Raw genomic sequence first — 25926 nt, 5'->3', positions numbered from 1 at the left:
CATGGCGCTCTTCCACGCACACATGGTGGTCCGGATCCCGCACGACCTCGATACCGACGTCCGCGCCGACATCGTGGCCCGGGAGAAGGCGTACTCGCAGGATCTCCAGGAGGCGGGCAAGTGGCCGCACATCTGGCGCATCGCCGGGGAGTACTCCAACATCTCGATCCTCGACGTGGCCGACGCCGACGAGCTGCACGCCATGCTCTCCGGGTTGCCGCTGTTCCCCTACATGGACATCAAGGTGACCGCCCTGGCCACCCACCCGTCCGACATCAAGGCGTGACCTGACCCCAGACGCCGAGTCGGCACGAGTTGACCTGAAATCACGCCGAGTCGGCACGTGTTGACGAGAACTTCGTCAACACGTGCCGACTCGGCGTTCGTCTGCGTGAACACGTGCCGACTCGGCGTGGGGTCAGGGGAGCAGGAGTGCTGAGTCCCCGAACTCGTGCCACAGGTACCCCGCGGACCAGGCCTCGTCGTACGCCGTCTGCGTGAGCTCGGCGCCGGCCACCGACTCGACCAGCAACAGGTGCGAGGCCCGGGGGTCGTGCCAGCCGGTGACCAGCCCGTCCACGACCCGGGCCGGGGCCTGCGGCGAGATGACCCGGTCGGTCCATCCGGATGCAGCAACCACGCGACCGCCGGTGTCGACGGCCGACTCGAGGGCACGTGTGACCGTGGTGCCGACGGCGACGACCCGGCCGCCGCGCCGACGCGTCGCGTTGACCAGGTCGGCGGTGCTCTCGGACACCTCGAACCATTCCGTGGCCGGGGACTCGCCGAGCTCCTGTGAGGACAGACCGGTGTGCAGGGTGACGGTCGCGACCAGCACGCCCCGCGCCACGAGGCGGGTGAGGACCCGTTCGCTGAAGGGACGTCCGGCCGACGGCATCTCCGCGCTGCCCGGGCGTGAGCCGAAGATCGTCTGGTAGTCCGCCAGCGGATAGCGGTGGTGGAGATGGCCGTAGGCGACCGGGCGGCCGTTCGCGACCAGCTCGGCGTCGAGGTCATCGGTCGGCCGCGCCCTCCAGAGCCGATTGCCGAGCCCCGTGGGTGACGAATCGTCGCCGGCATGCGCCGAGACCAGCTCCAGCTCGGCGGAACCGCAGCGCAGGACGTCGCCGACCCGAGCTCCCAGGATCACCTCGGCGGCATCCGGCGCCGAGCGCAGCTCGACCAGGCGGGTGCCGTCGTCGAGGACACTGCCCACGTGCAGCACGACCGGGCCGAGGCGATCGCTGACGGTGTCGATCTCGCCCGGGACGGTCGCGGAGTCGTTCACCACCAGCAGGTCACCGGGCGCGAGGTGCTCCGGCAGTTCGTGGAACGCGACATGGGTGACACCGTCCGGACGGGCGACCAGCAGCCGGACCTCGTCGCGTCGCAGGCCACGTGCCTCCGCAGGCGCGGGGGCAGTCGTGGGCGTCGGGAAGCGGGTGAGTGGCTGGTCCCTGAGCGCGGTCATCGAGCGGCACCTTCCACCAGGAGGGACGCGTCGATGTCGGCCGCGCGATAGCGACCGCTCGCCAGGCCGCTGGGGATCAGGGCCAGCAGGTGCGGGACCACCGACTCCGGCGAGGGCCGGTCGGAGATGTCCTCCCCGGGGAACGCCGCCTGGTGCATCCGGGTCCGCATGTCACCCGGGTCGACGGCATAGCCGCGGAGCTGGTTCTCGGCCGCGAGGGTGAGCGTCGCGTGGTCGAGCGCGGCCTTGGAGGCGCCGTAGGCACCCCACCCGGGGTAGTGCTCGACGGCGGCGTCCGAGGAGAGCGAGAGCAGCACGCCGTTGTCCCGGCTCAGCAGGGGCAGCAGGAGCGAGGTCAGCGCGATCGGTGCGACGAGGTTCACCTCGAGAACGTCGTGCAGCTGCTCGGGTCGTACGTCGGCCAGGGGTGGCAGGGGAGTGGGTCCCAGGTCGCTGGCGTTGTGGACGAGCAGGTCGAGGCGGCCGTGTTCTCGAACGGTCTGGGCCAGGGCTGAACGGTGGTCGGCGGAGCGGAGGTCCCCCGGCCGCACCGTGATGCCGACCCGGCCGGAGTGTGCCTCCTCCAGCTCGGCGGCATTCCGGGCCGTGGTGATCACGCGCCAGCCGGTGGCCGCGAGCACGTGGACAAGGCTCCGGCCGAGACCGGTCGACCCCCCGGTGACGAGGGCCACCGGTGTCGTGGGCCGGTCGGACGGGTGCCGGTCGGAAGGGTGCTGGTCGGACGGCTGCTGGATGTGGGGTTTGGTGGTCATGGCCACAGTCTTCAAGTTCAAGTCAACTTGAAGTCAAGGGCCCTCGTGGAAGGAGTGCGTGGCCCGCTCCACGAGGACGTCGGCCCGGACGGGGAGTCGACGTCTCAGGTCAGCGGGGCGTCCGTCGCGGCCCGGACCTGCTCCTGGGTGACACCGGGCGCCAGCTCGACCACCTTGAACGACGCGGTGGCCACGTCGAAGACGCCGAGGTTGGTGATCACGCGTTGCACCACGGCACGCCCGGTGAGCGGGAGCGTGCAGGAGGTCATCAGCTTGGCGCCCCCGTCGCGCGTGGTGTGGTCCATCAGCACGATCACCTTCTTCGCGCCGTGGACCAGGTCCATGGCGCCGCCCATGCCCTTGACCATCTTGCCGGGCACCATCCAGTTGGCCAGGTCGCCCGTCACGGAGACCTGCATGCCACCGAGCACGGCGACGTCGAGATGCGCGCCACGGATCATCGCGAAGCTGGTGGGCGAGTCGAAGAACGATGCCCCGGCCCTGGTCGTGACGGTCTCCTTGCCGGCATTGATCAGGTCGGGGTCGAGGTCCTCCTCGAAGGGGTACGGCCCGACACCGAGGATGCCGTTCTCGGCGTGCAGCACCACCGACGAGTCGGCGGGCAGGTGGCCCGGGATCAGGGTGGGCATGCCGATGCCGAGGTTGACGTACTGTCCGTCAGAGAGCTCGCCGGCCGCCCGCGCGGCCATCTCGTCGTGGTTCCAGCCCGTGCTCACAGAGGTCTCGGTCATCTCACTTGCCTTCCGGTCGCGGCGTGGTGGTGGGCTTCTCGATCCGCTTGCGGGAAGCCTGTTCCGGCGTCAGCCCGACCACGCGGTCGACGAAGACACCCGGGACGTGGACGTCATCGGGATCGATCTCACCCGGCTCGACGACGCGTTCGGCCTCGACGATCGTGAGGCGTCCGCACATGGCCACGGCCGGGTTGAAGTTCTGTGCCGACTTGTTGAAGCGCAGGTTTCCGTGCCGGTCCGCGACGGCCGCCCGGACCAGGGCGACGTCGGCCTCGATGGACTCCTCGAGCACCATCTCGCGACCGTGGAAGGTGCGGGTCTCCTTGGGAGGTGAGGCGACCGCGATGGAGCCGTCGGGGTGGTAGCGCCACGGCAGCCCGCCCTCGGCGACCGCAGTGCCGACGCCGGTGGGCGTGAAGAAGGCCCCGATGCCGGCGCCGCCGGCACGCATGCGCTCCGCGAGGGTGCCCTGCGGGGTGAGCTCGACCTCGAGCTCGCCGGCGAGGTACTGACGGGCGAACTCCTTGTTCTCGCCGACGTAGGACGCGATCACGCGGTTGATCCGACGGGACTCGAGGAGCAGTCCGAGGCCGGCACCGTCGACGCCGCAGTTGTTCGAGACGACGCCCAGCTCGTCCGCGCCCTGCTCGAGGAGCGCCTCGATGAGGAACCACGGGATGCCGGCCAGGCCGAACCCGCCGACGGCGACCTGGCTGCCGGACCTGATGTCGGCGACGGCTTCGGCGGCCGAGCCGACCACCTTGTCGAGGGGAACGCTCATGCTGGGACTCCTTGCAGGTGCTCGATGATCGCGGGGGTCACGGTGGCCGGTTGCTCGTCGTTGGCGAGGTGGGCCGAGTCCGGCACGACCAGCAGCCGCCCGTCCTGGACCGCGTCGGCGATGCCCTCGAGGTGTGGGGGAGGCGTGGACGGGTCGTCCGCACCGGCGATCGCCAGCGTGGGTGCGGTGATGGTGGCGAGCTCGTCGCGCAGGTCCATCGTCGCGATCGCCTCGCAGCATGCGGCGTACCCCTCGGACGGCGTGCTGGCGACGACATTGCGTGCCTCGCGGACCCGCTCGTCCTCGGAGGCCAGGAAGCCGGGGGAGTACCACCGGTCGACGACGGCCTCCGCGACCGCGCCGGTGCCCTCGGCCCGCACCAGTGCGGCGCGGTCGTGCCAGTTCGACGCGGGGCCCAGGTAGGGGGAGGTGCACAGCACGACGAGGCCGGCGATGCGCTCCGGGTTGCGGGCGCCCAGGCGCATGCCGGTCATGCCGCCGAGGGAGAGCCCGACGAAGTGCACCTTGTCGAGACCGAGGTCGTCGAGCAGGCCGATCACGTCGTCGCAGAGGTCGTCGAGGTGGGCGCCGCCCTCGACCGCGGGAGACTTCCCGTGGCCGCGGGTGTCGTAGCGCACGACGGTGAAGTGCTTCGAGAGCTCGTCGACGTTGCGGTCCCACATGTGCAACGTGGAGCCGAGGGAGTTGGAGAGCACGACCGTGGGTGCGCCCTCCGGGCCGACGATGATCTCGTGGTGCAGCGTGGTTGCGTGGTTCTCAGTCATCGGACCGCCTCAAAGATCGCGGCGAGGCCTTGGCCCCCGCCTATGCACATGGTCTCCAGGCCGTACGTCGCCTCGCGGCGGCGCATCTCGCGCGCCATGGTGGCGAGGATCCGGCCGCCGGTCGCCCCGACCGGGTGTCCCAGCGAGATGCCGGAGCCGTTGACGTTGAGTCGCTCGTCGTCGGCCTTGATCCCCATCTCGACCAAGCAGCCGAGCACCTGGGCGGCGAAGGCCTCGTTGAGCTCGATCAGGTCGAGGTCGCCCAGCCGGAGGCCGGCGCGCTCGAGGGCCGCCGCCGTCGAGGGGACCGGGCCGATACCCATCACCTCGGGGCCGACGCCGGCGACCGCCCAGGAGCGGAGGGTCAGGAAGGCGTCGAGCCCGCGGCGTTCGGCCTCCTCGCGGGTGGTGACGATGCACATGGCAGCGCCGTCGTTCTGGCCGCTGGCGTTGCCGGCGGTGACGGTGGCCCCGGCATCGACCGCGCCGCGGATCGGGCGCAGCCCGGCCAGCTTCTCGAGGCTGGTGTCGGGGCGCGGGTGCTCGTCGACGTCGACGATGGTGTCGGGCCGGCCGCGCTTGCCGGGGACGGTCACGGGGACGATCTCGTCCGCGAAGCGGCCGGCGTCCTGGGCGGCCTTCCAGTTCTGCTGGGACCGGAACGCCAGCTCGTCCTGGGCCTCGCGGGTGATGCCGTGGTCGCGACGGACGTTCTCGGCGGTCTCGATCATGCCGCCGGGCACCGGGTGCAGCTTGCCGCCGGCCGTGACCCGTCCACGGGCCAGGCGGCTCATCATCTCGACCCCGTCGCCCTTGATGCCCTGGCGCAGTCCGAGCGCGTAGTGCTCGGCCCGGGACATCGACTCGGCGCCGCCGGCCACGACGACCTTGGCCGCGCCGGTGGTGACCTGGGCGGCGGCGAAGAGCACCGCCTGCAGACCAGAGCCGCAGCGCCGGTCGATCTGCAGCCCGGGGACCCCGGTGCCGAGGCCGGCATCGAGCGCGGCGATGCGGCCCAGCGCGGGGGCCTCACCGTTGGGGTAGCACTGGCCGAGGATGACGTCGTCGACGTCACCCTCGCCGAGTCCGGTGCGTCGGACGAGCTCGGTCAGGACCGTGGTGGCGAGCTCGGTGACCTCCACGTCCGAGAAGGCGCCACCGAAGGCGCCCACGGGCGTGCGTACCGGCTCGCAGATGACGATGTCGCTTGCGTTGTTCGCGGCGTTGGCTGGGGGCATGTCTCCAATCTAGGAAGTTGACGCCGAGACTTCCATAGGTTGAAGATATCCATTCCACGATCACTCATATGGTGGGGATATGGAACTACGTCATCTGCGCTACTTCCTGGCAGTCGCGGAGGAGCTGCACTTCGGCCGGGCTGCCGAGCGCCTGCACATGGCCCAGCCACCGTTGTCGCAGCAGATCCGCCAGCTGGAGGCGGAGCTGGGCGTTGCCCTGTTCACCCGTACGACGCGTCAGGTCGCGCTCACCCCTGCTGGTGCTCGCTACCTCGAGCGGACCCGCGCCGTGCTCGCCGCCGTCGACCAGGCGGGGGTCGAGGCCGGTCGGGTGGCCGCCGGGGAGGTGGGCCGGGTCTCGATCGGCTTCATCGGCTCGGCGACGTACTCCCTGCTCCCGAAGCTGGCCCGCCACCTGCGCGCGACCCTGCCCGACGTCGAGTGCGAGGTGAAGGGCGAGATGCTGACGCCCGAGCAGGTCCACGCGCTGCGTGACGGGACGATCGACGTTGCGCTGATGCGGACGCCGGTGCCGCACCAGGACCTGGTGGTGGAGGTGGTGCGACGCGAGCCGCTCGTCGTGGCGCTCTCCTCGCAGCACCCGCTGGCCGAGGCCGAGGTGGTCAGCGTGGGCGACCTGCGTGACGAGCCGTTCGTCACCTACCCGTCCGAGCACCGGTCCGTCCTGCACGACACGGTGCTCGCCGCCTGCCAGCGAGCGGGGTTCAGCCCGCACACGGCCGTGCAGGCCGCCGAGACCTCGACCCTGGTGGTCTTCGTGGCGGCCGGGCTCGGTGTGGCGATGGTGCCGGAGTCGGTTGGTGCGTTGCAGCTGGCCGGCGTGACGTTCCGGCCGCTGGCGGAGAAGACGTCGGTCGAGCTCGCCATCGGCTGGCATCCCGAGCGCCGCACGCCGGCGGTCGACCGGGTGCTCGAGCAGCTGCGGATCTCGCTGGCCGACCCCGACGCCTGAGCAGCCGGCTCAGGTGAACGTGTTGCGTGCGCTGAGTGCCAGCACGCGCGGCCGGTCGCCGAGGACGGCCAAGTCGTGGCCGATGTCGAGCGCGACCTCGCGCAGGAGGGGCAGGACCTCCTCCTGCACCTCCTCCGGCGTGCTCCGGGCGCGAGACGTCGAGTAGGCGATCGCCGCGATCACGGACCCCTTGGCGTCCCGGACCGGCACGGCGGCGGAGAGGAAGCCCTCCTCCAGCTCCCCGTCGACGATGGCGAACCCTTCGGTGCGCACCTGGTGGAGCGTGTCCCGGAAGACGATCGGGTCCGTGATCGTGCGGCTGGTGAGCGCCGGCAGGCCGCCCTCGTTGATGACGCGGTCGACCACGTCGCTGCCGGCCCACGCGGTGAGCACGCGACCCATGGACGTGGCGTGGGCCGGCAGCCGGGTGCCGATGTCGACGTTGAGGCTGAGCACTCGACGGGCGTGCACGCGCGCGACGTAGATGACGTCGACCCCGTCGAGCTGGGCGAGGGAGGCGGACTCGCCGGTGCGCTCGGCCACGCGGAGCAGGTGCGGCTGGGTGACCTCGATGATGCTGTTGGTGGCGGCGAAGTGCTGCCCGATCGTCAGCACGCGCGGGGAGAGTCGCCAGCGTTGTCCCTCCGCCCGGACATAGCCGAGGTTCTGCAGCGTGAGCAGGATGCGGCGTACGGCGGGGCGCGACAGCCCGGTGCGCTCGGCCACCTCGGACGCCGTGGGGGAGGGCGACTCCTCGTCGAAGGTGAGCAGCACGGCGAAGCCGCGCTCGATGCTCTGGATGTGGTCACGGTCGCTGCCGGCGATGGGCGGCTGACTCATCTGCGGAACCTCCGAATTCCTGTCGAACGGGTATCAAAACAGGTGATTCCACCCGTTGACGCCGTCTGTGAGCTGCACCACTGTGGTGATGAACGCAAAGCGTGCAGACCGTACGCAAAGCGTACACCGGAGGTGGACGAGATGGATACCCGACAGCTGCGGGACGCGTTCGGTCGGTTCGCGACCGGCGTCACCGTGGTGACCTGCCGCAACGAGGAGGAGGAGCCGCACGGTGCCACGGTCAACGCCTTCACCGCCGTGTCGCTCGATCCGCCACTGGCCCAGGTGACCCTGGGACGCAACTCGAAGGCCTGCCAGTTCCTGGACGGTCGACCGTTCGCGATCAACATCCTGGCTGCGGACCAGGTCGACGTCGCCTGGCACTTCGCCGGCCGCCCTGCCGATCAGGCGCCTGCCTGGGTGGACGGGCCGACGGCGCCGGTCCTCGAAGGAACCGCCACGACGATCTCGTGCCGGGCCTGGCGCACCTACGACGGCGGTGACCACCTCATCGTCATCGGCGAGGTCGAGGCCATCGAGACCACCGATCGGGACCCGCTGCTGTTCCACGGCGGCCAGTTCCGCTACCTCAGCGCCGAGCACGATGCCGCTCCCGGCATCCACTGGGGCGGCTCGATCGACTGCCCCACCAGCGGCTGGTTCGACGCCGACAGCTTCCGCCCCCTGGTCGAGTCCACCCACGCCTGACCCGCCGCGACCGACAACCCCCACCAGACCCCGCACAAGGAGAAGCAGATGACCACCACGACGGACACCACCGACACGACCGAGACGTTCGAGGCTCCGGAGGCTCCCACTGCCACCCAGCCGATGAACGGCCAGGACTACATCGACTCGCTCAAGGACGACCGCGAGATCTGGATCTACGGCGAGCGGGTCAAGGACGTGACCGAGCACCCGGCCTTCCGCAACCCGATCCGGATGACCGCCCGGCTCTACGACTCACTGCACGACGAGCAGCTCAAGAAGGACGTCTGGGTGCCGACCGACACCGGCAACGGCGGCTGGACCCACCCCTTCTTCAAGACCCCGAAGACCTCCGAGGACCTGCAGGCCGACCGCAAGGCGATCGAGACCTGGGCCCGCAAGACCTGGGGCTGGATGGGTCGTTCCCCCGACTACAAGGGCAGCTTCCTCGGCACGCTGGGCGGGAACACGGAGTTCTACTCGCCCTACCAGGAGAACGCGAAGCGTTGGTACAAGGAGAGCCAGGAGAAGGTCCTCTACTGGAACCACGCGATCATCAACCCGCCGGTCGACCGCAACCTGCCGCCGGACGAGGTGGGCGACGTGTTCATGAAGGTCGAGAAGGAGACCGACGCCGGCGTCATCGTCTCCGGTGCGAAGGTCGTGGCCACCGGCTCGGCGATCACCAACTACAACTTCATCGCGCACTACGGCCTCCCGATCCGCAAGAAGGAGTACGCGCTGGTCTGCACCGTCCCGATGGACGCGCCCGGTGTGAAGCTCATCTGCCGACCGTCGTACGGCATGCAGGCCGACACCCTGGGCAGCCCCTTCGACTACCCCCTGTCGAGCCGGATGGACGAGAACGACACCATCTTCGTCTTCGACAAGGTGCTGGTGCCCTGGGAGAACATCTTCGTCTACGGCGACGTCGACAAGATCAACGGCTTCGCCATGCAGACCGGCTTCTTCCACCGCTTCACCTTCCACGGCTGCATCCGACTGGCCACCAAGCTGGAGTTCATCGCCGGACTGCTGCTCAAGGCACTCGAGGCCACCGGCACCAAGGACTTCCGCGGCGTGCAGACCCGCGTCGGTGAGGTCATCGGCTACCGCAACACCTTCCGTGCGCTGGCCGACGCGATGGCTGCCAACCCTGACCAGGGCCCCGGTGGCATGGCCCTGCCCAAGCTCGACTACGGCATGGTCTACCGCCAGCTGATGATCGAGATGTACCCCCGGGTCAAGGAGATCATCCAGCAGGACGTCGCCTCGGGCCTGATCTACCTCAACTCCAACGCGGTGGACTTCAAGACTCCCGAGGTCCGGCCCTACCTCGACAAGTACGTCCGCGGCTCCAACGGCTACGACGCCGTCGACCGCACCAAGGTGATGAAGGCCCTGTGGGACTCCGTCGGCACCGAGTTCGGCGGTCGCCACGAGCTCTACGAGCGCAACTACTCCGGCAACCACGAGAACGTGAAGGCCGAGATCCTCTTCGCCGCCGAGGCCCAGGGCGAGAGCGCGAGGATGACCGACTTCGCCGACTCGTTCCTCGGCGAGTACGACCTCGACGGCTGGACGGTCCCCGACCTGGTCAACCCCACCGACGTCAGCAAGATCATCAACCGGTGACTCGGCGCCACCAGTCAAGACAGGAGCACAGGAGATGACTGCAGTTCAGGACTCACCCACTGCCAGGGGTGCCGGCGCCAACGCCAGCGCGAACTTCAAGGCCGCATCGACGGCCTCGGCTGCCGACCTGGCCGACACCCCGCCGGAGCGGGTCGCCGCGATCGTCACCGCCGTCCTCAAGGGCGTGCACGAGGCGATCAAGGAGTACGACGTCAACTACGCAGAGTTCAATGCTGCGAAGGCCTGGCTCATGGAGGTCGGCGAAGGTGGCGAGTGGCCGTTGTTCATGGACGTGTTCGTCGAGCACGCCGTGGAGGAGCAGGTCGCCAGCTCGCAGAAGGGCACCAAGGGATCCATCCTCGGGCCCTACTACCAGCCCGACCAGGTCAAGCTGGGCGCGACGTGCAAGCTGCCGCGGCGAGACGACGAGGTCGGCACCCCGCTGGTCCTCGAGGGCCAGGTCCGTGACATCGACGGCACCCCGTTGGCCGGCTCCGAGGTGGACATCTGGCACGCGGACTCCGACGGCTACTACTCAGGCTTCGCCCCGCACGTGCCGGACGGCAACCTCCGCGGCGTCGTGGTGACCGACGAGGAGGGCCGGTTCGCCATCGACACGATCCAGCCCGCGCCCTACATGATCCCGCACGACGGGCCGACCGGGCAGCTGATCGAGGCCTCCGGGTGGCACCCGTGGCGTCCCGCGCACCTGCACATCCAGGTGCGCGCCGAGGGGCACCGCACCGTCACCACGCAGCTCTACTTCGCCGGTGGCGAGTACCTCGACTCCGACGTCGCCGAGGCGACCAAGCCCGAGCTGGTCCTCGACCCGCAGGACGACGGCACCGGCGTGCGCCGCTCGACCTACGACTTCGAGCTCGAGCGCGGCTGACCCCAGCATCCGCGGGGCCGTGCGCCCACCCCACTGACCACGGCCCCGCGGACTCCAACCCCCCAGGAAGGTGAGCACCATGCAGACGCAGACGTGGCACGACTGGCCCACCCGGCCCGAGACCGACCCCCACGGCTCGGTGGTGACGATGGGTGTCTTCGACGGCTTCCACCGCGGTCACCAGGCGCTCGTCAGGCGTGCCGTCGAGACCGGGGCGCGGCTGCGCCTGCCCGCCATCCTGGTCACCTTCGACCCGCATCCCCTGCTGGTGACCTGCCCCGAGCGAGCGCCGCGCGCACTGCTCAGCGTCGACGACCGGGTCCAGCTGGCTCTCGCCCAGGGCGTCGACGGTGTCGTGGTCCTGCCCTTCACCCGGGCCACCGCGGCCACTCCCGCCGAGTCCTTCGTCGCCGACGGGTTGGTCGCGCGGCTGGGGATCCGCACGTTGGTGGTCGGCAGCAACTTCCGGTGCGGCCGCGGCGGTGCCGGCGACGTCGACTACCTGCGCGCCGCCGGCGCCTGGCACGGCTTCAGCGTCGACGCCCTCGACCTGGTGCGGGTGGGCGAGCACACCTGTTCCTCCACGGAAGTACGTCGACTGCTCGCCGCCGGCGACGTGGAAACCGCCGGTCGGCTGCTCGGTCGTCACGACTCCCGTCTCCTGAGTGCCACCGCCTGAGTCATGCTGGGTTCCGTGAACACGCGCCGTGCCTTCTCCACCGACGACCCCGACGTCAATCCCTACCGGCTGCTGACTGCCCTGGTCGTGCCGCGGCCGATCGCCTGGGTCTCGAGCCTCGGGGCGGACGGTGTGGCCAACCTGGCGCCGCACTCGTTCTTCACCGTGGCCAGCAACCGGCCGCCGGTCGTCCAGTTCACCTCGGTCGGCGCCAAGGACACGTTGCGCAACGTGCGGGCCACGGGGGAGTTCGTGGTCAACCTGGCCAGCGAGCCGCAGATGGATGCGGTCAACCAGTCCAGCGCTCCCTACGGTGCCGACGTCGACGAGGCCGCCGCGCTGGGCATCGCGATGGAGCCCAGCGACCGAGTGGCACCGCCCAGGGTCGCGGGTGCGCCGGCCGCGATCGAGTGCGTCCTCCACTCCACCGTCGAGGTGGGCTCCTGCACGCTCGTGCTGGGCAGGGTGGTGTCGTTCTCGATCAGCGAGGACGCCCTGGTCGACGGCGTGCCCACGATGGCCGCGTTGCGTCCGCTCTCGCGCCTCGGGGGCTCCGAGTGGGGGTTGCCACCCGAGGTCGTCTCCCTGGAACGTCCCCTCGAGCCGCCGTCGGGGTGAGCCACGTCTCGCGCGTAGGGTGACCGCCGTGCTGAACGGGATGTTGTGGCTCCTCGGGTGCCAGCTGGTCGGTGAGGTCCTGGCCGAAGGCCTGCATCTTCCGCTGCCGGGGCCGGTGATCGGGATGGTGCTGCTGTTCATCGTGCTCCAGGTCCGGCGCCCGTACGCGGACTCCGGGCTGCTGCAGACCTCGGACAGGCTGCTGCGCCACCTGCAGCTGCTGTTCGTCCCACCCGGTGTCGGCATCGTGGTCTACCTGGGTGCCGTCCGCGACGAGGCCCTCCCCATCGCCGGTGCGCTGGTGATCTCCTGGCTGGCGGGTCTGGCCACGGTCGCGGGACTCGTCGTGCTCCTCAGCCGACGCAGCTCCGAGCCGGGGACGACGTCGTGAGCGAGCTCCTCGACCACGTGCGCAGCACGCCGCTGCTGGGCGTCTTCGTGACGGTCGCGGCCTACAAGGTCGGCCTCGAGGTGAAGCGGATCAGCCGCAACCACCCGCTCGCGCAGCCGGTGCTCGTGGCGATCATCGTCGTCGGCCTGGTCATGTGGGCTCTCGACGTCTCCTACGACCAGTACCTGGCCGGAGGATCGATCATCGCGTTCCTGCTCGGCCCCGCCACGGTGGCCCTGGCCGTGCCGCTGCACCATCAGGCCCACCACCTCAAGGAGCTGGCGCTGCCGATGCTGGTGGCCATCCCGGTGGGGGCCCTGGTCTCCATCGGGGGTGGTGTCCTGCTGGCGCGGGCCCTGGGTGGCGGTCGCGAGCTGGAGCTGACCATCGCCGCCAAGTCCGCCACCACGCCGATCGCCATCTCCGTGACCGAGCACGTGGGCGGGAACGCCTCCCTGGTCGCCGTCTTCACCGTGGTCGCCGGGATGATGGGCGCCGTGCTCGGACCGACCCTGCTCAACCTGCTCCGGGTGCGCGATCCACGGGCGCGCGGCCTGGCGATCGGTTCGGTCTCGCACGGCATCGGCACCTCCAGGGCGTTGCACGAGGACCCGGTCGAGGGAGCCTTCTCCGGGCTCTCGATGGGACTCACCGCCTTGGCCACCAGCATCCTGGTGCCCGTCGTCATCCACCTGCTGGGATGAGCGCCCTCCGCACGAACCGGACCCGGCGGTAACTTGTGGTCATGACACGCGTGCACTCCTTCAGCGACGACGCCCTCGGTGACCTCGACACGGTCGGACTGGTCGAGGAGATCCAGGCAGGGCGGGTCTCGGTGCCCGAGGTGGTCGAGGCGGCGATCGGCCGGATCGGGCAGGTCGAGCCGGAGCTGAACGGCCTGGCGTACGCCGCCTTCGACCGGGCGCGAGTGGAGGCTCGGGACCCGCGCGGCGGGTTCTTCTGCGGCGTGCCGACCCTGGTCAAGGACAACTGCGACGTCGCCGGGATGCCCACCATGCACGGGGCCGATGCGTTCCTCGGCACCGAGAAGAAGGCCGACGGCGACTTCGCGAAGATGTACCTGGCCACCGGGATGATCCCGCTCGGCAAGTCGCAGCTCTCGGAGTGGGGCTTCAGTGCCTCCGCGGAGCACCCACGCCTCGGCCCGGTCCGCAACCCGTGGGACCCGGCGTACACCGCCGGGGCGTCGTCGGCGGGAGCCGCGGCCCTGGTGGCGGCCGGCGCCCTGCCCATCGCCCACGCGAACGACGGCGGGGGCTCCATCCGGATACCGGCGGCGGTCAACGGCCTGGTCGGGCTCAAGCCCACGCGCAACCGGATCGCCCAGGACAAGATGATGCGCGACATGCCGGTCCGGATCGTCGCCGACGGCGTGGTCACCCGGTCCGTGCGGGACACCGCCGCGTTCCTCCGCGAGTCGGAGAAGGTCTTCCGCAACCTCAAGCTCGCCCCGGTCGGCGACATCACCCGTCCGGGGCGCAAGCGCCTGAGGATCGCGGTCACCACCGACTCCGTCGGACGGAGTGCGGACCCCGAGACCACCGAGCTCACCCACAAGACCGCCGCCCTGCTCGAGGAGCTCGGTCACCGCGTCGAGATGATCGAGCCACCGGTGCCTGACCGCTTCGCCGACGACTTCCTGCTCTACTGGGCGTTGCTGAGCGGCTTCATCGTGCGCACCGGACGGCTGACCCACGGCAGGACCTGGGACCCGTCCAGGCTCGACAACCTGACCCGCGGGCTGGCCCGGCACAGCGCGCGCAACCTGCACCGGTTGCCGTTGGCCACCGCTCGGCTGGCGGCCTCGAAGCACATCTCGGCCCGGTTCTTCCGCCAGTACGACGTCACCCTCACCCCGACCGTGGCGCACGGGACGCCGCAGGTCGGCCACCTCGACCCCACCAACGACTACGACCAGATCATCGAGCGGTTGCTGGACTGGGTGGCCTTCACCCCGCTGCAGAACGCCACGGGTGACCCGGCGATCTCCCTGCCCCTGGCCACCACCGCCCGGGGCCTCCCGCAGGGGATGATGCTCGGTGCCGGAGCGGGCCAGGAAGCGACCCTGCTCGAGCTCGCCTTCGAGCTGGAGGAAGCCCGTCCCTTCGCTCGGATCCAGGGCTCGAATTCGCTGTGATGCAGGCCTCTGCCACTCGATTTCATGTTCTCCGGGACGTCTGTGTATTCTTCACTGTCGTTGCGCCCCTTTAGCTCAGTCGGCAGAGCGTCTCCATGGTAAGGAGAAGGTCTACGGTTCGATTCCGTAAAGGGGCTCTGGGTTGGGAGCCCGCCAGTCGCGAGACTGGTGGGTACCCCCGTCCCGAGGCGGGGTAGCTCAGCTGGTTAGAGCGCACGACTCATAATCGTGAGGTCGCGGGATCGAGTCCCGCCCCCGCTACCACCGATCGACGCACCAACCATCAAGAAGGACTAATCGTGGCCAGCAAGAGCTCTGACGTTCGCCCGAAGATCACGCTTGCGTGCGTCGACTGCAAAGAACGCAACTACATCACCAAGAAGAACCGTCGCAACGACCCCGATCGTCTCGACCTGAAGAAGTTCTGCCCGCGTTGCCGCACCCACACGGTGCACCGCGAGACCCGCTGAGCTCCACCTGCAACGTCCGTCGAGGACGGCCCCCGAGTCATCGGGAGCCGTCCTCGACGCCATTTGCGGGGTGCGGTGGCGACATGCCATAGGTTGGCCCCATGCCGATCGACCAGTCCTTGGTGGGCCGTGAGTTCCCGCCGTCCAGCCCCCACGAGGTGACCGCGGGCAAGCTCCGCGAGTTCGCCGCAGCCACAGGTGCGACGTACGACGCCGAGGTGGCGCCGCCGACGTTCCCGATCACCGTCGCGTTCGCCGCGATGAACGACTTCCTGGCCGACGTGGAGGTCGACCTGTTCCGCATCGTCCACGGGGAGCAGCGCTTCGCCTACCAGCGTCCGGTGCGGGTGGGTGACGTCCTCACGGCCACGCTCACGGTGGAGACGCTGCGCCAGATCGGTGGCAACGACATCATCGGCACGACCAGCGTGGTCACCGACGCCGACGGAGCCCTGGTCTGCACGACCAAGGCCACGCTGATCCACCGCGGGGAGGAATCATGAGCGACTACCCGACCCGGGAGTTCCGGGTGACGCGCGCCGACCTGATCCGCTACGCCGGTGCCAGCGGTGACTTCAACCCGATCCACTGGAGCGACCGGGTGGCCACTGCGGTCGGGCTGCCGGGCGTGATCGCCCACGGCATGTTCACCATGGCGCTGGCCGCGCGCGCCGTCGAGGAGTGGGCCGGCGGGCCGGGCCGGGTCGTCGAGTTCGGCTGCAAGTTCACCAAGCCCGTGGTGGTGCCCGACGACGACGAGGGCGTGGTGATCACCGTGGCGGGCAAGGCCACCGGTGAGTCCGACGGGCTGACCTCGATCGCGCTCACCGTCACCTGTGGTGACGAGAAGGTGCTCGGTGCGCCGAAGGCGGTCGTTCGTGGCTGAACGCCTGGCGGACCTGACCACCCTGCGGCTGGGCGGTCCGGCCGGGGCCTTCGTGGAGGCCACCACCGAGGACGAGCTGGTCGCGGCTGTCCGCGACGCCGACGCCCGCGGTGAGTCCGTGCTGCTGGTCAGCGGCGGGAGCAACCTGGTGGTCGCCGACGACGGGTTCCACGGCACCGTGGTCAAGGTGGCCACCACCGGCATCTCGGCCGACCACGAGTCCTGCGACGACCCGGCCTGCGGTGGCGTGCTGGTCACCGTCGCCGCCGGTGAGAACTGGGACGACTTCGTCGTCCACGCCGTCGAGAACCGCTGGGTCGGGGTCGAGGCGCTCTCCGGCATCCCCGGGGCGGTCGGCTCCACCCCGATCCAGAATGTCGGCGCCTATGGCCAGGAGGTCGCCGAGACCATCGCGTCCGTCCGGGTCTGGGACCGCAAGCTGCACGGCGTACGCACCTTCGCCAACGCCGACTGCTCGTTCGGCTACCGGCACAGCCGCTTCAAGGCCGACCCGGGCCGGCACGTGGTGCTCGAGGTGACCTTCCAGCTGCGCTGTGGCGACCTGGGTGCCCCGATCAAGTACGCCGAGCTGGCCCGCACCCTGGGCGTCGAGCCGGGGGAGCGCGCGCCCCTTGCCGACGTACGCCGAACGGTGCTGGGGCTGCGTGCCGGAAAGGGCATGGTGCTCGACCCGCAGGACCACGACACGTGGAGCGCGGGCTCCTTCTTCACCAACCCGTTCCTGCCCCCCGAGCAGGCGGCGGCCCTGCCGGAGGCGGCGCCACGGTGGCCGCAGCCCGACGGACGGGTCAAGACCAGTGCGGCCTGGCTGATCGAGCACGCCGGCTTCGCCAAGGGCCACGGCAACGACCGGGTCAGCCTCTCCACCAAGCACACGTTGGCGCTCACCAACCGGGGCGGGGCGAGCACCTCCGACCTGTTGGCCCTGGCGATGGAGGTGCGCGACGGGGTCGAGCTGGCCTTCGGGGTCAGACTGGTCAACGAGCCGGTGCTCGTCGGGTGTTCCTTGTGAGGGCTCAGGCGGCGTAGTCGATGGAGGGTCCGCGGTAGAGCTCGATGGTGAGCCGACGTCGTCTCGCTGCGATCTGTTCACTGAATTGGGCTGCGACCGGACTGAGGTGGGCGGGTGGTCGAGCGGGCTCGGGCAGGGGCGGTGCGGTCGAGGTGTAGTGATGCCCGGTGGGGGTGGTGGTGGTGACCCGGTGTCGTTGATCGGGTGGGTGTTGGCCGGTGGCTGACCAGCCGGGTGCTTGTTTGGCGTAGTTGCAGGCTTCGCAGAGGCCTTGGAGGTTTTCTTCGGTGGTCTGGCCGCCGTTGATGACGCCGTGGGCGTGGTCGATGTGGCGGATGGGGGCGTCGCACCAGAGGTTGCGGCAGGTGTTGCCGTCGCGCAGTCGAAGGAGCCTGGCGAGGCCGTGGGGGACGGTGCGGGCCTTGGCGTCCATCTTGACGAGGCCGCCGTGGGTTCCGGCGTAGATCTTGCGGAGCCAGGTGGTGATGCCTGCGTCGAGGCTGTTGGCGATCAGGTGGCGGGCGAGGTCGGCGGGGATGGTGCCGTGCCCGGCCAGGTGGGCGGCGTTGTTGTCGGTGCCGAGCAAACTCGTGTCGGAGACGACGAGGTTCACTGCGACGGGTACGTCGGAGGCGGCAGCCTGGCCGGTGAGGCGCTGGACGAAGGTGTCGGCCATGATCTGGCCACGGGAGCGCTCGTCGCCGGAGTTGATGAGTGTGTCGGCGGCCTTGGTGAGGGCCGCGATGACGGCAACGCCTTGGCCTACGGGTAGGAGGCCGGTGACGTAGGCCATGGTGTCGGGCGCGGGGCGGATCGAGACGCGGCGGTCCTTTTCGGCCTTGGCTCGGGCCCGGGCGACGGAGGCGGGGTCGAGTTCGCCGGCGCGTGTGCGGGCTCGGTTGCCGATCTGTTTGTCGCTCATCTTCATCAGCGCTTCGGGATCGGCGGCGATCTCTTCGTCGATCTGTTGGCGGGCGTCGAGTTCGACGCAGGCCGTTTCCTTGACGAGCAGCGTGACGCCGTACTCGCTGATGGCGCCGGTCCGGAAGGCGGCGTGGGCGTGGGGCATCTCCTTGCGGAGGACGGTGGCCAGGGAGAGGTGCTTCTTGGCACGGGCCGGGGTCTCCATGCGGGCGAGGCCGAGTTGGGTGTCGATGCCGCGACCCTGTCTGCGCTTGCCGATGCCTTGGGCTTCGGCCTTCGCGCGCATGGAGGTGTCGAAGTCGACAGCAAGGTCTGCCTGGACGGAACCGATGATGCGCTTGAGCTTCTCGAGCTCGGCGATCAGGTCGATGCGCTCAGAATCTTCGTCTGTGGCCCTGATGCTGGCGATCAGGGCCACAGTCCATGCGGCCACTGTCGACGCATCCACGGGCACCACAGCGCCCGGAGCGGCCTGCTCCGGGTTCGAGGTCATGGATGAATCGAACATGTGTTCGATTCTAGCCTTGCCCAATGGGTGATGCAATGCCCGAGATGAATCTGTGGAAAGAGATTTCGACTGGTGCGGTGCTGTGGTCGCCGATCCGTGCGGGCTCGGTGGAGGGAGGATGGCTCGCATGACCTCCGAGCCGACCCCGACCGAAACCGCCCGCCTTGTCCTACGTCCTGTCGTGGCGGACGACGGCCCCGTGCTGGCGGGTCTGTACTCCGACCCGCACGTGGCGCGGTTCATCGGCGGGGACAGCCTTGACCAAGCTGCCGCGCAGGGGCAGGCCGAGCGATTTGCATCGGTGTGGAGCGCCCGCGGCTACGGCCAGAGCGTCCTGCAGGACCAGCATTCGGCTCGCCGAGCGTTTGGGGTTCCGACTGGATCGTCATGACGAAACCCCGTGGAATCGTGTGGTGGTCTATCGCCGCGAGTGCTGATCGATCTTGCCCATGGCACCGCCCGCGGCCCGAGGGTCGCAGGTCACGGCGCGTAGAGCACGATCGCGAGCGCCCCGACCCCGATCAGCACGATCAGGGTCAGCAGGATGGTCGTCACCATGCCTATGATCCGGCCGGCGTTGGCCAGCTCGCGGCCGCTCCACCGGCCCGGTTCGGCGTCGATCTCGCGCACCGTGTTGCGACCGACCACCCACGCGAAGGGTGCGGCCAGGATCGGCAGGTAGCAGGTGAAGCCGCCGACCAGCGAGAAGATGCCCAGGCCCATCGCGGTCATCGCCGACGGGTGCTGCGCCGGCGGCACGTGCATCGGCGGGTAACCGGTCGGCGGGTACTCCGGCCGGGCGCCGTAGGGCGGCTGACCGGCGTAGGGCGGCTGGCCGGCGTACGGCGGCTGCGGTTGGTTGCCGGCGTCGGCCGGGCGGCCCCAACCGGGGTCGGTCGGGTGCCCCCAGGCCCGGGTGGGATCTTCGGGCGACGGGTCGGACGGGGTGCTCATGTCTCCATCGTGTCAGGCGACTGGCGCTCCCAGACATCGATGTCGGCACGGGCCCGGTCGAGGATGTCGGAGGGGGCCCGGGATGCGCGGAACGACATGCGGGCGAGCTCGGCGAGCTGCCCGTCGGTGAGTTCGTGAGCGGCTCGCATGGTGGCGTACTGACCCTCCAGCTGTGAGCCGAAGAGCAACGGGTCGTCGGCGCCGAGGGCGATGGTCGCGCCGGCTTCCATCAGCTGCGGCAGGGGCACCGAGGTCAGGTCCGAGTAGACGCCGAGCGCGACGTTCGACACGGGGCACATCTCCAGCGCCACGCCCTGCTCGACGACGCGCTCCAGCAGCGCCGGGTCCTCACCAACGCGGACCCCGTGTCCGAGCCGGTCGGCGTGGAGCGAGTCGAGGCAGCGGCGGATGTTGTCGGGGCCCAGGAGCTCGCCGCCGTGGGGGACCGCGATCAGGCCCGCGCGCTCGGCGATCGCGAAGGCGCGGGCGAAGTCGTCGGTGTTGCCCCGACGCTCGTCGTTGGACAGCCCGAAGCCGGTCACCCCGCGACCCGCGTACTGCGCCGCGAGACGGGCCAGGATCCGGGCGTCGAGCGGATGACGGGTGCGGTTGGCCGCGATGACCAGCGAGATGCCCAGCCCGGTGCGCCGGCTCGCGTCGGCCACGCAGTCGAGGACGAGGTCGGTGAACGCGGTGATGCCCCCGAACTTCGCGGCGTACCCGCTGGGGTCGACCTGGATCTCCAGCCAGCGCCCGCCGTCGCGGACGTCGTCCTCCGCGGCCTCCAGCACCAGTCGGTGTACGTCGTCCTCGGTGCGCAGCACCGAGCGGGCCACGTCGTAGAGCCGTTGGAAGCGGAACCAGCCCTTCTCGTCGGCGGCCGAGAGCTGCGGCGGCCAGTCCGACACGAGTGACTCGGGCAGCACGATGCCGTCGCGATCGGCCAGCTCGAGCAGCGTGGAGTGCCGCATGGAGCCGGTGAAGTGCAGGTGCAGGTGCGCCTTCGGGAGGGTGGACAGAGCTCTCCGCATGGCGGTCACTGTGTCAGATCCGTGGCGGTGCCGTGGTGAACCTCCCGGCCGGGATCACCACTTCCCGGCCGGGACTCCGGCCGGGAAGTCCCCTCTCACCGGGTGCCCGTTGAGAGGAACGGCCGCAGGAGGGGCGTGGGCTCAGCTCAACGACTCGGCGGCGGCGAGCAGGACACAGGTGGCGACGGCCTCCATCGCCTCGGTGACCGCATCCAGCTCGGGATACGTCGGGGCCAGACGGATGTTGCGGTCGCGGGGGTCATCGCCCTTCGGGAAGGAGGACCCGGCCGGCGTCAGCGCGATGCCCGCTTCCTTGGCCAGGGTGACCACCCGTGCCGCGGTGCCGTCGAGCACGTCGAGGCTGACGAAGTAGCCGCCGGTCGGGCGGGTCCACGTGGCCACGTCGAGGCCACCGAGGCGCTCGCTGAGCACCTTCTCCACGGCGGCGAACTTCGGGGCGATGATCTCTCGGTGACGGGCCATGTGGTCGCGCACACCCTGTGCGGAGCCGAAGAACTGGGCGTGGCGCAGCTGGTTCAGCTTGTCGGGGCCGATGGCGCCCTTGCCGAGGTGGGTGGTGTACCAGGCCACGGTCTCCACGGAGCCGGCCAGGAACGCGACGCCGGCTCCGGCGTAGGTGATCTTGGAGGTCGAGGCGAACATGATCGGCCGGTGCGGGTGGCCCGAGGCCGCCGCGAGCGTGAGGATGTCGGCGCTCTTGGCCTCCTCCTCGGTGAGGTGGTGGAACGCGTAGGCGTTGTCCCAGAAGATCTTGAAGTCGGCGGCCGCCGTCGGCATCGCGGCCAGGCGGGCAGCGACGTCCTGGGTGACGACGGAGCCGGTGGGGTTGGCATAGGTGGGCACCAGCCACATGCCCTTGATGCTCGCGTCGTCCAGCACCAGTGCCTCGACGGCGTCCATGTCGGGGCCGTTGTCGTTCATGGGGACGGTGACGGGCTCGATGCCGAACCAGTCGAGCAGGGTGAAGTGGCGGTCGTAGCCGGGCACGGGGCAGATGAAGCGGACCTTCTCGCCGGGCTCCCGCGGGCCCCACGGTCGCTCGCTGTCGACGCCACCCTTCAGCCACAGGTCGGTGAGCACCTCACGCATCATCACCAGGCTCGAGTTGCCGCCGGCGACGACCTGCTCGGGCTCCACCCAGAGGAGCTCGGCGAACATCTGGCGCAGCTCGGCGATGCCGGCGAGCCCGCCGTAGTTCCGGGTGTCCACGCCGGTCGAGTCCTTGACGCCGGTCGGCAACGACAGCAGGGCGTCGGAGAGGTCCAGCTGCGCCGTGGCCGGCTTCCCGCGCGTGAGGTCGAGGGCCAGGCTTCGCGACTTCAGGTCGGCGTACGCCGACTGCTGGTCCTCCAGGAAGGTGGCCAGCTGCTCGGGGGAACGCTCGGACAGAGGCTGGACGGGCTCATTGGACTCGGTCATGGCACCATGGTTTCACGTCTGGTTTGGACGTCGCGTGAGTGTTCCACGTAGACTCCACGTCTGGTCGATCGCGACATGCTGGGTCATGCCCTCTGAGGGGGCTTGGTACGGCGGTTCGAGACACCGAAGGGCACTAGCTCAACTGGCAGAGCATCGGTCTCCAAAACCGAAGGTTGGGGGTTCAAGTCCCTCGTGCCCTGCAAAGGGAAACGACAAGCACAGCAACGAAAGGTGATGACGTGGCGAACGGCGACGCGATGCGTGGTTCGAGCGATGCGCGCGAACGCACGGGTGCGGTCAAGTTCGTGCGCCAGGCCATTGCCGAGCTGCGCAAGGTGGTCTGGCCGACCCAGGAGCAGTTGATCACCTACTTCATCGTGGTGATGGTCTTCGTGGTCTTCATGATGACCTTGGTCTCGCTGCTCGACCTCGGGTTCGGAAAGCTCGTCTTCGAGATCTTCGCGAACAACACCAAGCAGTAGGCGGTTCGCGGTCCGCCCGGACCGGAGCGTGATCGCCGCAGCAGCCACATCGAACTACGAAATGACGGAGCAACACGTGTCGGAGCAGCACGACGAAGCGGCAGTCGACCAGACTGCCGACCAGGTCGACGTCCAGGACGACGCCGGAGCGACGCAGGCTGAAGCGGGTCTGGCTGAAGAAGGTCTGGCCGACGAGGGTCTGGCCGACGAGGACGTCGCCGCCGAGGAGCCCGTGGCCGACGAGGCGGGCGCCGAGGCCGACGAGAGCGCCGACGCCGCCGCAGAGGACGACGCTGCTGCCGAGGACCCGCTGGAGGAGTTCCGTCGCGCGCTGTGGGCCAAGCCCGGCGACTGGTACGTCGTCCACACCTACTCCGGCATGGAGAACCGGGTGAAGGCGAACCTCGAGAACCGCATCATCTCCCTCAACATGGAGGACTACATCCACGAGATCGTGGTCCCCATCGAAGAGGTCGCCGAGATCAAGAACGGCCAGCGCAAGCTGGTCAAGCGCACCGTCCTGCCGGGCTACGTGCTGGTCCGGATGGACCTGACCGACGAGTCCTGGTCGACCGTGCGCCACACGCCCTCGGTCACCGGGTTCGTGGGTCACAGCCACCAGCCGGTCCCGCTGTCCATGGGCGAGGTCGAGAGCATGCTGGCCCCTGCCGTGGTCGCTGCGGCCGAGGCCGAGGCCGCTGCCGCCGAGACGTCCGGAGGCGGCCAGCCCGCCGCCGGTGGTGCCGCTCCGCGCAAGCCGGTCGAGGTTGCCGACTTCGGTGTCAGCGACTCCGTGATGGTCGTGGACGGGCCGTTCGCCACGCTGCACGCCACGATCACCGAGATCAACGCTGACACGCAGCGGGTCAAGGCGCTCGTCGAGATCTTCGGTCGCGAGACCCCGGTCGAGCTGAGCTTCTCCCAGATTCAGCGAGTGTGAGAGGCGAGCTCGCTCGCAGCTCACAATCGAGCTGGGTCGAGCGAGCACGCGGCTGAGGAACGAAGTCGCGACTGCGGGTCGAGGCACCGGTGACAGCCGCAGGGCAGGAGCTGAGGCTTCGGCCCGGTCCCGACACACCGGCTCGTCCCTCGCCGGCACTCGACCAACGGGTACATCAATTTCACATCCTCAGGGCATCCGGCGCACAATGGTCCGGTTGCCCGGGCAACAGCACGTGGCAGAGGCGTACGTCGTACTCCTCGTCAGGACCACAAAACAGAAAGAGAAGAAGAATGCCCCCCAAGAAGAAGATTGCTGCACTGGTCAAGGTGCAGCTGCAGGCTGGCTCTGCGACTCCGGCTCCGCCGGTGGGTACCGCCCTGGGTCCCCACGGTGTGAACATCATGGACTTCTGCAAGGCCTACAACGCGCAGACCGAGTCGATGCGCGGCAACGTCGTTCCCGTCGAGATCACGATCTACGAGGACCGCACGTTCACCTTCATCACCAAGACCCCTCCGGCCGCTGAGCTGATCAAGAAGGCTGCCGGCGTCAAGAAGGGATCGGGTGCCCCGCACAAGGAGAAGGTCGGCAAGCTGACCAAGGACCAGGTGCGCGAGATCGCCCAGACCAAGCTCCCCGACCTGAACGCCAACGACGTCGACGCCGCGATGAAGATCGTCGAGGGCACGGCCCGGTCGATGGGCGTCGAGACCGCCTGAGGTCTCTTCCCCCAGGAAGCTCCCCTTCAGCAACTCGTGGCAGGGCCGCGCTGGCCCGGACCACACACTCTTTCGAAGAAACGAGAATCACATGCAGCGCAGCAAGACCTACCGCGCGGCCGCCGAGTCGTTCGACATCGACGCACTCCACGCCCCGCTGGCCGCCATCAAGATCGCCAAGGGCGGCAGCAAGAAGAAGTTCGACGAGACCGTCGACGTCGTCATGCGTCTCGGTGTCGACCCCCGCAAGGCCGACCAGATGGTGCGCGGCACCGTCAACCTGCCCCACGGCACCGGCAAGACCGCCAAGGTCCTCGTGTTCGCCAACGGCGACAAGGCCGAGGCCGCCCGTGAGGCCGGCGCCGACATCGTCGGTGGCGACGAGCTCATCGAGAAGGTCAACGGCGGCTGGACCGACTTCGACGCCGTGGTCGCCACCCCCGACATGATGGGCAAGGTCGGTCGTCTCGGTCGCGTGCTCGGCCCCCGCGGCCTGATGCCGAACCCGAAGACCGGCACCGTCACGCCCGACGTGGCCAAGGCCGTCACCGACATCAAGGGCGGCAAGATCGAGTTCCGCGTGGACCGTCACGCCAACCTGCACTTCATCATCGGCAAGGCCTCCTTCGACGAGGTCCAGCTCGCCGAGAACTACGCCGCTGCCCTCGAAGAGGTGCTTCGTCTCAAGCCGGCCAGCTCCAAGGGCCGCTACATCAAGAAGGTCACCCTCTCCACGACCATGGGCCCCGGCGTCCAGGTCGACCCCAACCGCACGAAGAACGTCGCGGTCGAGGGTGACGTCCAGGCCTGACCCACGCCACACCTCAGCGTGTGCCAGCCGGAAGCCGGTCCCCTCGGGGGCCGGCTTCTGTCATGTGGTGAGGCGTGGCCCACACTCTCGTCGGCCGGAGTTTCCGGTGGGGACGGCTGGGTACGGTCGGCCGTGCACACCCACCACGACGAGGAGACTCCATGTCCATCAAGCTTCCCCGCGCCGCGATCGCTGCGGCTCTCGCCTCCACCCTCCTGCTTGCCGGGTGCAATGGCGACGGTGACTCCAACGACAGCGGCGACGGTGAGAGCACCAGCCAGTCCCAGGGCGCGGAGTCCGATGGCGGTGACGACAGCGCCACCACCGACGGCGCCACCGACGGGGGGAGCGACGACGGTGACGCCGAGCTGACCGAGCTGGACAGCGACAGCTTCTACGAGACGGTGATGACCGCCCAGAAGGACGCCGGCAGCTTCAAGGGCGTCACCACCACCACGACGGGCCAGGCCACGATGACCCTGGACCTCGAGAGCGAGTACACCGACAACGGGGTGGCGGCCAAGGCGACCACGCGTCCCGACGCCCCCCAGCAGATCTCCACCATCGTGGTGGACGGCGTGATGTACATGCAGGCCGACGGGATCGGCGTCCCCGAGGGCAAGTGGCTGAAGTTCGACCCCAGCGACCCGAAGAATGCCGGGAACCCCCTGTCCCAGCTCATGGACATGTCCGACCCGGAGACCTTCTTCGGCGCCATGGACGACCCCAAGCACTTCGAGCTCATCGGCCAGGAGGACGTCGACGGGGTCGCCGCCAACCACTACAACATCACCATCAGCTCGGAGACGTACGCCGAGAACCTCGACCTTCCCGCGGAGGTGGTCAGCATGCTGCCGCCCGAGCTCACGTTCGACATGTGGATCGACGCGGAGAACCGTCCGGTCAAGGTCACCCAGGAGTACGAGATCCGGGGCCAGACGAGCCAGGTCGAGCAGACCTACTCCGACTACGGTGTCGACGTGGACATCGAGGCGCCTGCTGACGCGGACACCGTGACGCGATGAGTC

30 protein-coding genes and 3 tRNA genes are annotated in these 25926 nt (G+C 69.4%); 22 read left to right on the top strand and 11 right to left on the bottom strand.

Annotated features, from left to right (window positions below; translation table 11 throughout):
- Position 1 precedes the first annotated feature (1 nt).
- Positions 2-286: a muconolactone Delta-isomerase gene (gene catC, locus ncot_RS16955; protein ID WP_168618661.1), complete on the top strand. Its 285-nt coding sequence runs from the start codon at positions 2-4 to the stop codon at positions 284-286.
- Between the two features lie 132 nt (positions 287-418).
- On the opposite strand, the gene ncot_RS16950 is transcribed toward catC, so the two are convergent.
- From ncot_RS16950 to ncot_RS16925, 6 genes are all read right to left on the bottom strand, one after another.
- The gene (locus ncot_RS16950; RefSeq protein WP_168618660.1) at positions 419-1471 is read right to left on the bottom strand and encodes an S-adenosylmethionine:tRNA ribosyltransferase-isomerase; all 1053 of its coding nucleotides are present in this window, start codon (positions 1469-1471) and stop codon (positions 419-421) included.
- Positions 1468-2244, bottom strand: coding sequence for an SDR family oxidoreductase (locus ncot_RS16945; protein ID WP_168618659.1), 777 nt, complete (start codon positions 2242-2244; stop codon positions 1468-1470). Before ncot_RS16945 ends, ncot_RS16950 begins: the two co-directional genes overlap by 4 nt.
- 104 nt (positions 2245-2348) lie before the next feature.
- A complete protein-coding gene (locus ncot_RS16940) occupies positions 2349-2996 on the bottom strand; it encodes a 3-oxoacid CoA-transferase subunit B (RefSeq protein ID WP_168618658.1) in 648 nt (215 codons plus the stop codon).
- A 1-nt stretch (position 2997) separates the two neighbouring features.
- Positions 2998-3780, bottom strand: coding sequence for a CoA transferase subunit A (locus ncot_RS16935; RefSeq protein ID WP_168618657.1), 783 nt, complete (start codon positions 3778-3780; stop codon positions 2998-3000).
- Complete coding sequence (gene pcaD / locus ncot_RS16930; protein ID WP_168618656.1) at positions 3777-4565, bottom strand: 3-oxoadipate enol-lactonase; 789 nt, start codon at positions 4563-4565, stop codon at positions 3777-3779. The genes ncot_RS16935 and pcaD overlap by 4 nt, the downstream gene beginning before the upstream one ends.
- A complete protein-coding gene (locus ncot_RS16925; RefSeq protein WP_168618655.1) occupies positions 4562-5803 on the bottom strand; it encodes an acetyl-CoA C-acetyltransferase in 1242 nt (413 codons plus the stop codon). The genes pcaD and ncot_RS16925 overlap by 4 nt, the downstream gene beginning before the upstream one ends.
- Before the next feature lie 79 nt (positions 5804-5882).
- Here ncot_RS16925 and ncot_RS16920 point away from each other — a divergent pair, with 79 nt between their 5' ends.
- Entirely contained in the window at positions 5883-6776 is an 894-nt protein-coding gene (locus tag ncot_RS16920) for a LysR substrate-binding domain-containing protein (protein WP_168618654.1), read from the top strand.
- A gap of 9 nt (positions 6777-6785) precedes the next feature.
- Here the strand turns inward: ncot_RS16920 and ncot_RS16915 are convergent, their stop codons facing one another.
- Positions 6786-7616 (bottom strand): IclR family transcriptional regulator C-terminal domain-containing protein, encoded by an 831-nt coding sequence (locus ncot_RS16915; RefSeq protein WP_206065028.1) that lies wholly within the window; start codon positions 7614-7616, stop codon positions 6786-6788.
- Positions 7617-7757: 141 nt separating this feature from the next.
- Between ncot_RS16915 and ncot_RS16910 the strand changes: the two genes are divergently transcribed.
- The 14 genes from ncot_RS16910 (at position 7758) to ncot_RS16845 (ending at position 17086) form a co-directional block, all read left to right on the top strand.
- Positions 7758-8324, top strand: a complete 567-nt coding sequence (locus ncot_RS16910) for a flavin reductase family protein (protein WP_168618653.1) — start codon at positions 7758-7760, stop codon at positions 8322-8324.
- Positions 8325-8372: 48 nt separating this feature from the next.
- Complete coding sequence (locus tag ncot_RS16905; protein ID WP_168618652.1) at positions 8373-9959, top strand: 4-hydroxyphenylacetate 3-hydroxylase N-terminal domain-containing protein; 1587 nt, start codon at positions 8373-8375, stop codon at positions 9957-9959.
- A 34-nt stretch (positions 9960-9993) separates the two neighbouring features.
- Positions 9994-10851, top strand: coding sequence for a dioxygenase (locus ncot_RS16900; RefSeq protein ID WP_168618651.1), 858 nt, complete (start codon positions 9994-9996; stop codon positions 10849-10851).
- A gap of 79 nt (positions 10852-10930) precedes the next feature.
- A complete protein-coding gene (locus ncot_RS16895) occupies positions 10931-11530 on the top strand; it encodes a hypothetical protein (protein WP_168618650.1) in 600 nt (199 codons plus the stop codon).
- Between the two features lie 15 nt (positions 11531-11545).
- Positions 11546-12148 carry a flavin reductase family protein gene (locus ncot_RS16890; RefSeq protein ID WP_240937947.1) on the top strand — a complete coding sequence of 201 codons (603 nt, stop codon included), beginning with the start codon at positions 11546-11548 and terminating at the stop codon, positions 12146-12148.
- 28 nt (positions 12149-12176) lie between these two features.
- Positions 12177-12539: a CidA/LrgA family protein gene (locus ncot_RS16885; protein WP_168618648.1), complete on the top strand. Its 363-nt coding sequence runs from the start codon at positions 12177-12179 to the stop codon at positions 12537-12539.
- Entirely contained in the window at positions 12536-13243 is a 708-nt protein-coding gene (locus ncot_RS16880) for an LrgB family protein (protein ID WP_206065027.1), read from the top strand. Before ncot_RS16885 ends, ncot_RS16880 begins: the two co-directional genes overlap by 4 nt.
- Positions 13244-13284: 41 nt before the next feature.
- Positions 13285-14697 carry an amidase gene (locus tag ncot_RS16875; RefSeq protein ID WP_168618647.1) on the top strand — a complete coding sequence of 471 codons (1413 nt, stop codon included), beginning with the start codon at positions 13285-13287 and terminating at the stop codon, positions 14695-14697.
- A gap of 64 nt (positions 14698-14761) precedes the next feature.
- Positions 14762-14834: transfer RNA gene (locus tag ncot_RS16870), tRNA-Thr, on the top strand.
- Between the two features lie 50 nt (positions 14835-14884).
- Positions 14885-14961, top strand: a tRNA-Met gene (locus ncot_RS16865).
- 35 nt (positions 14962-14996) lie between these two features.
- On the top strand, positions 14997-15167 hold the full coding sequence (gene rpmG, locus ncot_RS16860; protein WP_057324404.1) for a 50S ribosomal protein L33: 171 nt from the start codon (positions 14997-14999) through the stop codon (positions 15165-15167).
- 101 nt (positions 15168-15268) lie between these two features.
- On the top strand, positions 15269-15670 hold the full coding sequence (locus tag ncot_RS16855) for a MaoC family dehydratase N-terminal domain-containing protein (protein ID WP_168618646.1): 402 nt from the start codon (positions 15269-15271) through the stop codon (positions 15668-15670).
- Complete coding sequence (locus tag ncot_RS16850) at positions 15667-16053, top strand: MaoC/PaaZ C-terminal domain-containing protein (RefSeq protein WP_168618645.1); 387 nt, start codon at positions 15667-15669, stop codon at positions 16051-16053. Before ncot_RS16855 ends, ncot_RS16850 begins: the two co-directional genes overlap by 4 nt.
- The gene (locus ncot_RS16845; RefSeq protein ID WP_168618644.1) at positions 16004-17086 is read left to right on the top strand and encodes a UDP-N-acetylmuramate dehydrogenase; all 1083 of its coding nucleotides are present in this window, start codon (positions 16004-16006) and stop codon (positions 17084-17086) included. Before ncot_RS16850 ends, ncot_RS16845 begins: the two co-directional genes overlap by 50 nt.
- Before the next feature lie 4 nt (positions 17087-17090).
- Here ncot_RS16845 and ncot_RS16840 read toward each other — a convergent pair whose 3' ends face one another.
- The 4 genes from ncot_RS16840 to ncot_RS16825 all read right to left on the bottom strand — a co-directional run bounded on the left by ncot_RS16840 (position 17091) and on the right by ncot_RS16825 (position 21943).
- A complete protein-coding gene (locus tag ncot_RS16840; protein WP_168618643.1) occupies positions 17091-18518 on the bottom strand; it encodes an HNH endonuclease signature motif containing protein in 1428 nt (475 codons plus the stop codon).
- Between the two features lie 480 nt (positions 18519-18998).
- Positions 18999-19472: a hypothetical protein gene (locus ncot_RS16835; RefSeq protein WP_168618642.1), complete on the bottom strand. Its 474-nt coding sequence runs from the start codon at positions 19470-19472 to the stop codon at positions 18999-19001.
- On the bottom strand, positions 19469-20503 hold the full coding sequence (locus tag ncot_RS16830) for an adenosine deaminase (RefSeq protein ID WP_168618641.1): 1035 nt from the start codon (positions 20501-20503) through the stop codon (positions 19469-19471). The genes ncot_RS16835 and ncot_RS16830 overlap by 4 nt, the downstream gene beginning before the upstream one ends.
- 141 nt (positions 20504-20644) lie before the next feature.
- On the bottom strand, positions 20645-21943 hold the full coding sequence (locus tag ncot_RS16825) for an aminotransferase class I/II-fold pyridoxal phosphate-dependent enzyme (RefSeq protein WP_168618640.1): 1299 nt from the start codon (positions 21941-21943) through the stop codon (positions 20645-20647).
- A 127-nt stretch (positions 21944-22070) separates the two neighbouring features.
- Between ncot_RS16825 and ncot_RS16820 the strand changes: the two genes are divergently transcribed.
- The 6 genes from ncot_RS16820 (at position 22071) to ncot_RS16795 (ending at position 25923) form a co-directional block, all read left to right on the top strand.
- Positions 22071-22143: transfer RNA gene (locus ncot_RS16820), tRNA-Trp, on the top strand.
- Positions 22144-22182: 39 nt separating this feature from the next.
- A complete protein-coding gene (gene secE, locus ncot_RS16815; RefSeq protein ID WP_346766624.1) occupies positions 22183-22425 on the top strand; it encodes a preprotein translocase subunit SecE in 243 nt (80 codons plus the stop codon).
- 61 nt (positions 22426-22486) lie between these two features.
- The gene (gene nusG, locus ncot_RS16810; protein WP_168618639.1) at positions 22487-23365 is read left to right on the top strand and encodes a transcription termination/antitermination protein NusG; all 879 of its coding nucleotides are present in this window, start codon (positions 22487-22489) and stop codon (positions 23363-23365) included.
- 293 nt (positions 23366-23658) lie between these two features.
- Positions 23659-24087, top strand: a complete 429-nt coding sequence (gene rplK, locus ncot_RS16805; protein WP_168618638.1) for a 50S ribosomal protein L11 — start codon at positions 23659-23661, stop codon at positions 24085-24087.
- A gap of 91 nt (positions 24088-24178) precedes the next feature.
- Positions 24179-24898 carry a 50S ribosomal protein L1 gene (gene rplA, locus ncot_RS16800; RefSeq protein WP_168618637.1) on the top strand — a complete coding sequence of 240 codons (720 nt, stop codon included), beginning with the start codon at positions 24179-24181 and terminating at the stop codon, positions 24896-24898.
- Positions 24899-25059: 161 nt separating this feature from the next.
- The gene (locus ncot_RS16795) at positions 25060-25923 is read left to right on the top strand and encodes a hypothetical protein (protein ID WP_168618636.1); all 864 of its coding nucleotides are present in this window, start codon (positions 25060-25062) and stop codon (positions 25921-25923) included.
- Positions 25924-25926: the final 3 nt, after the last annotated feature.

Origin of the sequence: Nocardioides sp. JQ2195 (assembly GCF_012272695.1) — a bacterium.
Taxonomy (GTDB): Bacteria; Actinomycetota; Actinomycetes; order Propionibacteriales; family Nocardioidaceae; genus Nocardioides.
This window is presented reverse-complemented; position numbering and strand designations above follow the sequence as displayed.